Source organism: Gordonia sp. BP-119, from assembly GCF_016924115.1.
GTDB lineage: Bacteria > Actinomycetota > Actinomycetes > Mycobacteriales > Mycobacteriaceae > Gordonia > Gordonia hongkongensis.
The window spans coordinates 22,357-30,256 of record NZ_JAFFZF010000050.1; the positions used below are offsets into that span (position 1 = coordinate 22,357).

General features: G+C 61.5%; 8 protein-coding genes. 5 read left to right on the plus strand and 3 right to left on the minus strand.

Annotated features, from left to right (window positions below):
- Positions 1-80: 80 nt before the first annotated feature.
- On the minus strand, positions 81-524 hold the full coding sequence (locus JW364_RS21350) for a DUF6461 domain-containing protein (protein WP_205334303.1): 444 nt from the start codon (positions 522-524) through the stop codon (positions 81-83).
- A 120-nt stretch (positions 525-644) separates the two neighbouring features.
- Here JW364_RS21350 and JW364_RS21355 point away from each other — a divergent pair, with 120 nt between their 5' ends.
- Positions 645-1,163, plus strand: a complete 519-nt coding sequence (locus tag JW364_RS21355) for a hypothetical protein (RefSeq protein WP_205334304.1) — start codon at positions 645-647, stop codon at positions 1,161-1,163.
- A gap of 155 nt (positions 1,164-1,318) precedes the next feature.
- On the opposite strand, the gene JW364_RS21360 is transcribed toward JW364_RS21355, so the two are convergent.
- Complete coding sequence (locus tag JW364_RS21360) at positions 1,319-2,554, minus strand: DUF6461 domain-containing protein (protein WP_205334305.1); 1,236 nt, start codon at positions 2,552-2,554, stop codon at positions 1,319-1,321.
- A 403-nt stretch (positions 2,555-2,957) separates the two neighbouring features.
- On the opposite strand from JW364_RS21360, the gene JW364_RS21365 reads away from it, so the two are divergent.
- On the plus strand, positions 2,958-3,569 hold the full coding sequence (locus JW364_RS21365) for a hypothetical protein (protein WP_205334306.1): 612 nt from the start codon (positions 2,958-2,960) through the stop codon (positions 3,567-3,569).
- Between the two features lie 3 nt (positions 3,570-3,572).
- Positions 3,573-4,496, plus strand: a complete 924-nt coding sequence (locus JW364_RS21370) for a hypothetical protein (protein WP_205334307.1) — start codon at positions 3,573-3,575, stop codon at positions 4,494-4,496.
- A gap of 171 nt (positions 4,497-4,667) precedes the next feature.
- Here the strand turns inward: JW364_RS21370 and JW364_RS21375 are convergent, their stop codons facing one another.
- Positions 4,668-5,345: a hypothetical protein gene (locus JW364_RS21375; RefSeq protein WP_205334308.1), complete on the minus strand. Its 678-nt coding sequence runs from the start codon at positions 5,343-5,345 to the stop codon at positions 4,668-4,670.
- Positions 5,346-5,555: 210 nt separating this feature from the next.
- Here JW364_RS21375 and JW364_RS21380 point away from each other — a divergent pair, with 210 nt between their 5' ends.
- Positions 5,556-5,759, plus strand: a complete 204-nt coding sequence (locus JW364_RS21380) for a hypothetical protein (RefSeq protein WP_205334309.1) — start codon at positions 5,556-5,558, stop codon at positions 5,757-5,759.
- A 208-nt stretch (positions 5,760-5,967) separates the two neighbouring features.
- Positions 5,968-7,599, plus strand: a complete 1,632-nt coding sequence (locus tag JW364_RS21385; protein WP_205334310.1) for a pentapeptide repeat-containing protein — start codon at positions 5,968-5,970, stop codon at positions 7,597-7,599.
- Positions 7,600-7,900: the final 301 nt, after the last annotated feature.

The following is a 7,900-nucleotide window of genomic DNA, read 5'->3' on the forward strand; positions in this document are numbered from 1 at the left end:
TGGTTGGCGGCCATCGCCAGAGCCCATCAATGATGTGGTGCAGCCCGTCGTCGCCGGTGCCGTCTTCGTAGGGATGGGGCTCAAGGCCGGCGGTCTGCATGAGCGCGGGCCAGTCGCCGGCGTTCGGGTCGCTGGTACGCCGAACGCAGCGGGTCGAAGCTGGTGACCTGGGTGCCGTCTCGCCAGATCGTGAACACGCTGAGCGCCTCGACATCTCGGGACAGCGACACGATCTCGCGGCCGCGCGACAGTTCAGCCATATCGGTGTCGCTGCCGACCGCCAGGCTGGTCGGCGCCACGGTGATCGTCCAGGTGCCGAGCTGTGCGGCTCCGATGACCCGGAAGTGGTCCCAGCTGGTTTCGTTGACACCGTCGAGGCCCGCCGTGTTCGGCAGCGAGCGAGTGGTCAGCGCCGCGATCACTTCTCGAGGGTCAGCGTTGCTGATATAGGCCATGCTGAATGCGTTGGTCGTCCAGGGGTAGTCGATCGCGAGCCATCCGAAGTCGCGGTAGGTGTACGCCATGCGCCGATCCTGACACGCTCGGTGGTCTCGCCCCTGCCACGTGTGCGGCGCATAGAGTCGGGTGGTTGTTCCCGCCGCGGCTTCGGGTGCTCGTCGCGCGACTTCTATCAGGGGAGAGAGATGGCACGCTTCGGTCGAGTTCGTTCGGGTGTGGTGGCCCTGGCGGTGGCGTTGTGTGCCGGGATGCTGGCCCCGGCATGCGGGTTTCAGGAACCGCCGTACCGCAAGACCATCGACGCAAACGATGCTACTGAGCGCATCGAACGACGGGGTATGCACGCCCCCGACGGTTTCGAGTTCGCTCAGGGCTTGGTGTGGCCAGTGGATTCAGTCGGCTCCTCAGCGTTCGCCATCCGGTACGACGGGCCTGCCGATCAGTTCCGGACGTTGCGGGCGGCCGACGTCAGTGGCGTGTTGTCCGAGTTCGAGGATCTGCCGTGCGCGTCTATCCCCTCACCGTGGGCCGGTCAAAATCTCACCGAGGTTGGTTTGACCTGCCCCGCCGGTGGTGGCGCGCGGATTAGCCGCTCCGAGGGTGCCCGCAGTCCCGACCAATCTCTGAACCAGGCTGAACGGGCAGTCGTTCTGAACTTCACCCCGTCGCACACACAGCTGTTCGTGGTCTACAGCGGGACGTAGCCGAGCCGCCAGTGCGCAGTCCGGCGACTCGGCTGCTGACTTGCTAGCGCGGGCCTTCCCACGCGATCTGGCTGCCGTGTCCGAAGATCAGGCGACGGACGTTCGAGCCGAGTCATGTTTGACGGCCCGCAAGCGGGGCGCTCACCCACTCAGGACTACGGCCCTTCAAAGAGGTCGTCGGGTAACTTAATGTCGGCGTCTAAGGTGGTCAATTCGTAGGTTGTGCTGTCTCGCTGCCACCGGACAGCTATGCCCGTTGCGGCATCGAATGCGATCCTACTGGGGTTGCGATGCTCGTCCTTGACGGCAAACTCCCAGGCTGGCCGGCTCGCGACGGTCACCGGGGTCCCTTTCTCCCACGGCACTGTTGGGGCGGTGTGGCGACCGAATGTCCAATTATCGAGAATCTGTAGCAGCAGCATAGGGTGCAGGCCTTCTGTGTGCCTACTGCCAGGCTCGTCGGTCAGCTCCCCATCAACCCGGAACCAGTTCTCGCCGCGTCGTCCCACGATGCGGCATACACCCGCCTCATCAGCTATCCGCCAGGCTCGCTTGTGCTTACGCCAGAATTCAACGGTCCTCGTCGCGTCAATATCGTGGTCAGACTCGATCAAGGTCCCGTGAATCGGCAGTTTATGCGAAGAGGTGTGCAACTTCATGACCTGCTCCCAGGTGGGTACCTCGTCAACTTGGGCGCGGGAAGGCTCGTCAGTTGCGGGGCCGTGTCCCGCCGTAGCTGCGTTGACCGGCACGACGGCAACGGTGAAGCTCGCCTTGACGAGTAGCCGAGGGGTAACTGCGACACCGGTGAGCTGTTCAGCCAGAGCGAAGGCGCCCTCCACATGATGAGAGTTCGTGCGGCCTTCGGGTGGTGGACCGTTTAACTCGATACCACCAACTTCGTTGATCAGCTCGACGATACGAGCCACCCCGGCCGCAGACCCTTGATATGCCGCCCCTTCTCCTACTAACTCCCACACCGGATTGGATGGGCTGAAGAGAACCTGCCTCACACCGTCACGCCACCACACAAAGTAGTTGTCACCGTTGATATTCTGAGACTGTGAGACGACCTCGTGGTTAGCCGTCAATGACGCCATAGCCGAATCTGTGGTTCCGATATAACCATTGTCTTGGATCATGAGGCTCCAACCGTTCCCCGCGTTTGCGACAGCAACGACTTGGTGCTCGGTCACGGAAAGTTGCTGATCCTTCGCGAGGTCCCCGCCTTCGTAGAAGGCGTCGTCTGCACCGACTGCTACAGGCCGGTCCTGGCGAGCGTGCAGGCTCGTCAAAACCTGATCGGGTTCGATCGCGCTGATCAGAGTGATGCAGTATGCGTTCTGAATCCAAGCTTCTTCTCTGATCCACGCATCACGGTAGGTCGCCACGCATACTGTCTACACCTGGTTGTGGTGGTTGACGACCGCCATCGGTGTCGTCGTCGGCGTTCTGTGGCAGCGCGATGCTCTAGGGTCGCCTGGCCACGGTGAGCGGATATACGCGCACGGTGAAGCCTCGAACTCGGACAACAGGGCGTGACCGACTCCTGCTCGAGGTCCCACCGGCCGTCAGAAGAGAGGCATTTACGGACCGTGGGCCGTGAGCTGCCGAAACGTCATAAGGTACATTATCGGCACTTCAAACCACCTGGGGGGCAAGTGAATACGGATCGCGACCTATCAAAACCAGATTCCTTGTGAACTGTCTCTCTCCGTAGCGGGCGTTTGTCCGGGAGGGCGCCGGTGTCGCGGTAGCGCTGGTGTATTCGGTTGTCGGCATATCCTTTGGGGCGTGGTGCCGTCAACGAACGCATGGATCAGCCGAGATGTGGGTCCGGACCGCGCAGTAGAGGTGGTCGCGGCGTGGCTTGCCGACGCTGGCGACAACTATGGTCAGCGAGGGTTCGTGCTCTCTCAGAAGAGGGACTTGCGTGACCCGCCGCCGGCGGTAGCGCGCTTCATCGCGAACGGAAACGTCGGCAGTGGCCGCAATCTGTCGATAACTACTGGTGGCCCCATCTTGGCGTTTGCTCCGTCGGTGGAGCTCCTGGCGGCCGCGGTTGGGTTGGCTGATGGTAACGCCCTGGGTGTGGTTGAGCATGGCGCTGGCGAGGTTGCTGGGTGGGCGGCTGCTGTAAGCGCGATTGATCTGGGTACGGGCATGGCTCGTCCGGAGGTAGATGCCGTGTTGCGTGAGGCGTTCGAGTCGATTTACGACGCGGGCTACAACGGGTATTCGGTGTCGGATTCGTTCCTCAGGCGGCGGATCGACGACGACCTGGCGTTGCTGGCCGAAGAGGGGATCTCGTTCACGTTCCTCGCCGGATACATGGTCGGGCTGGGTGCTGGTGGGCATCGCCTCGCCGGGTTGAGACAACTCTATGCGAAGCACGCTGGTCGGTAACGCGTGCGTTCCACGCAGGATCTCGCGCTGCGGATTGTTGAGCAGCACCGACGCGCGGTAGGCGACGAGTTGAGGTCCGCACTGGCCGCGTTTCGCGACCCGGCGGAAGGCTCGCCGCGAGCACGGGACTTGGAGTGGGCCGCCGGTGGCACAGTCGATCGGCGGGACTGCCTTTCTGGACTGTGGGAGGCAGCGCTCGGCGAGGTGGTCGAGCTGTTGAGGGTCGCGGATGAGCACGCCGCCGGCCTAGCAGTGTTGCTCGGCAATGACGAGCTCCTGCCGATCCCCATGTTGTCGCTGGGGCGGTCCATTCAAGAGGCGTTGCTGGAGGTGTGTTGGGCCGTGGATCCCGCGCTCGAGCCCGCGGCGCGGACCTCGCGGTGGGCGGCACTGTTGCTGCGGACAATCCAGGGGAACGTAGGACCGCTTTCCCAGGTCCCGAACGGCACCGAGAAATTGGCTGAGGTGCGCGAGGCAATGACTGGGATGCAGGCGCTCCTCACGAACGCGCAGTTTGATCTTAAGTTCGATAAGAAACACCCGGAGTTCGTCTCCTCGGTGGCGTACGAGCGCAGCGCACGGGCGGCGTTAAAGATCAACATCACGGAGGCCGCGGAACGCTATATGCCTGGGGTCGAGTACATGTGGACGCTGGGATCGGGTGCGACACACTCACGCAATTGGTTCACCGGGGGACTTGAGGGCCCCGTCGATGTCTTTTACATCATGATCGTCGCGCCCCTGCTCGACTTCACCGATGCTGCAATCGATCTCACCCACGGCCTTGTAGGCCTCTCATCGACCAACTTTCACAACCGAGCCCACCTGCGGCGAACCGCACTGTTTCAAAGACGGCCCGATCGCGACCCACGGCTGATGCAGGCCAGCTACAGCGAATATGCAGCCGCCCGCCAGAAGCGCCTCTAGACGATGGACCTCAGGTCGAAGAAAGCGACGATGCCGTCGAGGCCCAACGGCGCCGGCCGAACGTGGGAATGTGCTCCAGCTATATCGCGGGAGCAACGATCCACAAGCGTGAGTCTGAGTTGACCGTAGGCCGACCCGGCATCGTGAAAAACGGGCTGTCGGCATCAGCGACTAGTGTGCGTCGCGCGGGGGCGACGGCCATCCCTGGACTCCAGCGACGGTCGCGGCTTGTCTGGTACCGATAAAGGTGCCAAAGTTGCCGTCTCCAAGCTCTCCCCATCCGGGATCGAGTTCATCCCTTTCGAACGCTGCGACAAGGGCGTTTACGTCCTTCACCAAGTGGATGTGGTCGCAATCGATTTCGTCGTTCACATACAGCTTCGCGCCCTCGGATTTGTTGCAGACCAAGGCGGCACATGCCGCCAAGGGTGTGTTTACCTTCGGCCGGTCGCGCCAGGGGTGCAGCGCAGCGTTGATGTCGTCGAGATGCATGGCGTTCTTCTCCTTTGAGTGAGTTCCTAAGAGTCCGTACGCAATAGGGTTCGAAGAGCGGTTGTGTAGTGGGTCGGCCTTGCCGATGAGCGGGTGGTCTGGGATTGGCTCACCTGTGACAGCTAGTCGATCGCCGTGCTTGGTGACCCCGTTGATGGTGCCGACCAGCACGACCAAACCATCAGCAGCAAGGAGGAGTAGGTCGCTATCGAGAATTTGGGCGGCCTTCGCCTTCCAGACGCCCCGCCCGCGGTCCCATAGCTTGTCCGTTGGCAGTCCGGCTCGCCATCCCACGGCCTCGCGAAGCAGCGGATCGGGTTGAACTGCGGCTTGCTCGGGTCCGAGCTTGACGCGCATCGCACGGGCTGGGACATCCACACCGAGAATCGCTGCGGAGGATGATCCAGTGTCGTGAGGTGGCATACCTTCACGCTACTCGGTAATTGACTAGTATTCAAGTAACTAGTTAACTAGTTACTCCCTCGTCTGGTGCAACTACTGTGACGACGACAATGTAGGCCTGCCGACGCCGAGAGGTCAATGAGAGCAAAGTGCCTGGTGTAGCTTGTGCGCATCGCACACGATCAGTCGACCGTCGTCGCACACCTCCGGACCCAGCGGCCGACCACCGGTGTCCGTGATAGTGCTCCGCTCCCCGGTGGAGGGGTCGACTCGAACGAGCGCACCACCAGTGACACCGCAGATCAGCGCCCGATCCAGGACCACTACAACGTCTTCGGCGGTTCGGGAGCCGAGCGGGAGGAGTCCTGACGCCCGAGGTAGCTCGGACGTGGACAGGCCGCCGTTCGGCAATGGAATAACCCGCATGGCGGGGGAGAGTCCTGGCTTTCGCTGAGGCACGATCTTGGAGTGTAAGGGCCTGCTGATTAACGTCTACGGACACGGTTGTATCAGTATGCTCGACTGCTGCTTTATCAGCGTAAGCGCCAGATCCCTAGGCGTATGGTTCGATCTATATGTGGCTGACCCGAACGTACCGACCCAGTTCCTAATCGACGGCCAAATCGTCAGATGGAACAGATGGCGTGCAGCGAATGATCGGCCGCAGGTAAACCTCGCGGGTGCACAGCTGGCCGATGCGAATTTGTCAGGCGCGAATCTGTCAGGCGCGGACCTGACCGGCGCGGACCTGACTCGGGCGACCCTCGCTCGTGCGACCCTGAATCGCGCGACCCTGACCGGCGCGAACCTGACCGGCGCGAACCTGTTCGTCGCGAGCCTGTCAGGCGCGAACCTGTCACGCGCGAACCTGTCAGGCGCGAACCTAACCGAAGCGATCCTGTTCGGCGCGATGCTGATCGAAGCGAATCTCTACGGCGCGATCCTGACTCTCGCGGACCTGACCGGCGCGATCCTGTTCGGCGCGAACCTAACTGGCGCGAACCTAGCTGACGCGAGGCTGGTCCGCGCAAACTTGACTCGTGCGTACCTGACCGGCGCCGACCTGACCGGCGCCGACCTGACCGGAGTCGACCTGACCGGCGCCGACCTGACCGACACTGACATTTCCGACTCGCAGCGTTTGTCAGTGACAGGCTCGGATTTTGCCTTCGAGATTGACGAGATCGAATCTGCACTCCGAGCGGCACCCGGTGTCTTACAGGCGGTTGTAGTGTTTCGTGACCACCAAATCTACGGCTACGTAGTCCCAGCCGACTTCAAGGCTGTTGACGGCTCAGTCTTGCACGCGTTAGTCCGTCATATACTGCCGGAATACCTCAATCCCGTGGCGATAATTCAGATAGACGAGATGCCGATACGGCACGACGGCAAGATTGACCGGGCTGCACTGCCTTACCCAATCGCTATCGCCTCAAACAAGCCAAGTTCACCTCGACGAAGGGACGAGAACGTCCTCCCGCCTCGAGTGTTTGTTGGAGTTACCGAATTTCGGATGCCCCTGCCCGACGGTATCGATCCATCTGAGATCGCCAAGGTTGTGGAAGCAATCGCTGCAATCGCCCGCCTGGTGGTCGAGGTGGGTGCCGACATCACTCCACCTGACCCAGCATCGACCGGGCTAGGTTCCACAGCTCTTGCCGTCGCCACACAGTCTCCGAATTCTATTGAGATCACCACTAGGCGGCTGCACTACGGAAGCGACCTCTTTATGTGGCTTCTTGAGAACTGGCAATTCGCTGCGCCCAGCGGTGCAACTGCTGCCGCCGGTGCTGGCTTCACGATCCGTGATCTGCTCCAACGACACGACAGTAAAATCCTGGGATTGCTCCACACGATCTTCAGATCAGATGGGCGACAAATCTACACCGCTGTTCAAACAGCTCGGGATGACGCGCTACTCGCCGAAGCCATCAGTGCGGAGGAGAAGAGCAAAGCTGAAGCACTCAAACACCGTGCAGACGGAATAGAGCACGCAGTACGTTACTACAAGGCTATCGAAGAGTTTAAAGCGATCACGCAGGAACAAGCGCGTGAGAACATCATGGCCGCTAGCCACCTAGAGGACGAGACACTGACAGCCATAACGGATGCCCTCGGTGCTCTTGAACCAATCACCGGCCGCGGACTTACGGCAACTACAGTGATCGCTGCACCGGACGCTGACACGCCCGATGCAGCTGACTCGTAGCCCTGGTCGTCCGGCCCGGCCCGTAGGTCTAGTCATCGCCAACGCGGCTACCCAACGGTAGTCGTCGGACGACAGCCGACCGTACGGGGTGCCTGAGTTGTCAACCACCGTGTCAAAGTCGGCTCTCTGAGAGCCGGCAAGCGAGCCGCGGCCAGGGGGACATCCGACAGTCATGGGAGTATCAGATTAACGGTGTAAGTGGCGTTTTCGGTTAGTTGTCTTCGCTGGCCGGCATGCGGTCGGCGAAGGTGATGGCGAATGCGTTGAGTGCTGGTTTCCACCGCATTGTCCATCGTTTCTG